This window comes from Streptomyces sp. MS191 (genome assembly GCF_008042125.1).
GTDB lineage: Bacteria > Actinomycetota > Actinomycetes > Streptomycetales > Streptomycetaceae > Streptomyces.
The window spans coordinates 1,658-3,739 of the sequence record NZ_RDBI01000060.1; the positions used below are offsets into that span (position 1 = coordinate 1,658).

A 2,082-nucleotide genomic window follows, 5' to 3' on the forward strand; every position below is an offset into this window, starting at 1 on the left:
CGTACGCGGTGCGAGCGCACGCCGCCGCACCCTCGCCCCCCTGGGCTTCCTCGCCCCCTTCTTCGTCCCCTTCGTCCTCTTCACGCTGATCCCCGTCGGCTACGCCTTCTGGCAGAGCCTGCACCGGACCGAACGTACCGGCGGCACCTTCGGCCGCACCCACACCGTGTTCGCCGGCTTCGAGCAGTACGCCACGGTCCTCCAGGACACCTCGTTCACCGCCGGCATCCTGCGCGTCCTCGTGTTCGGCCTCGTCCAGATCCCCGTGATGCTCCTGCTCGCGCTCACCCTCGCCCTCCTGCTGGACTCCGCCGTCACCCGGCTCAAGAGGTTCTTCCGCATCGTCTTCTTCGTCCCCTACGGCATCCCCGGTGTCGTGGCGGCGCTGATGTGGGCCTTCCTCTACGACCCCAGACTCTCCCCGATCGTCGACCTGCTCCACAGCGCCGGGTCCGACCTCGACCCGCTGGGGCCCGGAGCCATCCTCTGGTCCATCGGCAACATCGTCACCTGGACCTACACCGGCTACAACATGCTCATCATCTACGCCGCCCTGCAGACGGTCCCCGCCGACGTCCTGGACGCCGCCCGCGCCGACGGCGCCGGTGCGCTGACCACCGCGCTGCGCATCAAGATTCCGATCATCCGGCCCGCCCTCGTCCTGACCGGGGTCTTCTCCATCATCGGCACCCTGCAGCTGTTCACCGAGCCCCAGGTGCTGCGGGCCATCTCCACCAGCGTGACCAGCACCTACACGCCGAACCTCGCCGCCTACTCGGCAGCCGCGGCCGACAACTACGCCGAAGCCGCCGCCATGTCGGTCCTGCTGGCCGGCGCGACCTTCCTGCTGTCCTTCGGCTTCCTCACCTTCACCCGACGGAAGAACTCATGAGCGTCCTGACCCGCACCGCGGGAGCCCACGCCACACCGCTCCGGGCACGCCCACGCGCCCGGGTCGAGGGCTGGTCCACGGCCGCGGCCATGCTCTTCCTGACCTTGGTCGCCGGCTACATGCTGCTGCCCGTGTACTGGCTGGTGACCGCCGCCACGAAATCGCAGAGCGATCTCGTCGGCACCCCCGGCCTGCTCCCCGCCGACTGGCACCTCGGCGACAACCTGACCGCGCTCTTCACCCACCAGGACGGCGTGTTCGGCCGCTGGCTCCTCAACAGCCTCGGCTACGCGGGCGCAGGCGCCGCCGTCGGGACCCTGCTGTCCGCCATGGCCGGCTACGCCCTGGCGACCTACCGCTTCCGCGGACGCGAAGCGCTCTTCTCCCTCGTCCTCGGCGGCGTCCTGGTGCCCGCGACGGCCCTGGCCCTGCCCCTCTTCCTGCTCTTCGCCCAGGTCAACGCGACCAACACGTACTGGTCGGTCTTCCTGCCCAGCGTCGTCAGCCCGTTCGGCGTCTACCTCTCCCGCATCTTCGCCACCGCCTCCATACCCGGCGAGGTCGTCGAGGCGGCCCGCCTGGACGGCGCCGGGGAGGCACGGATCTTCTTCACGATCGCCCTGCGCATGATGGCCCCCGCCCTCGTGACGATCTTCCTGTTCCAGTTCGTCGTGATCTGGAACAACTTCCTCCTGCCGTTGGTCATGCTCCAGGACGAGACGCTCTACCCCGTCACCCTGGGCCTGTTCACCTGGCAGTCGCAGATCAGCCGCCTCCCCGAGTTGCAGACCCTTGCCATCACCGGGTCCCTCGTCTCGGTCCTCCCGATCGTCCTGACCTTCCTCACCCTGCAGCGCTACTGGCGCGCGGGTCTCGCCGCAGGAGCAGTCAAATGACCCGCCGCACCGACGACCGCTTCGTCCGGCACCGCGACGCCCTGAAGACCGTCACCGACCGGCTCGGGGGCATCGCGTACGGGGGCGACTACAACCCCGAGCAGTGGCCGCGGGAGGTGTGGACCGAGGACGCGCGCCTCATGCAGGAGGCCGGCGTCAACCTGGTCACCGTCGGCGTCTTCTCCTGGTCCCGCCTGGAACCCCGCCCCGGCAGCCACGACTTCGCCTGGCTCGACCACGTGCTGGACCTGCTGCACGAACACGGCGTCGCCGTCGACCTCGCCACCCCCACGG

The 2,082-nt window shown here is 69.6% G+C and carries 3 protein-coding genes; all 3 read left to right on the forward strand.

Annotation, left to right across the window (positions count from 1 at the left end; genetic code table 11):
* A partial coding sequence (locus EAO71_RS26270; protein WP_261992365.1) for a carbohydrate ABC transporter permease occupies positions 1-892 on the forward strand: 892 nt, incomplete at its 5' end.
* Complete coding sequence (locus EAO71_RS26275; RefSeq protein WP_147980304.1) at positions 889-1,788, forward strand: carbohydrate ABC transporter permease; 900 nt, start codon at positions 889-891, stop codon at positions 1,786-1,788. The genes EAO71_RS26270 and EAO71_RS26275, both read left to right, overlap by 4 nt.
* Positions 1,785-2,082: beta-galactosidase (locus tag EAO71_RS26280; RefSeq protein ID WP_187282834.1), on the forward strand; the 298-nt coding region annotated here is incomplete at its 3' end. The genes EAO71_RS26275 and EAO71_RS26280, both read left to right, overlap by 4 nt.

Bases quoted from the DNA above. Each gene is read 5' to 3' on its own strand.
- EAO71_RS26275 (WP_147980304.1), top strand. From the start codon at position 889: ATGAGCGTCCTGACCCGCACCGCGGGAGCCCACGCCACACCGCTCCGG.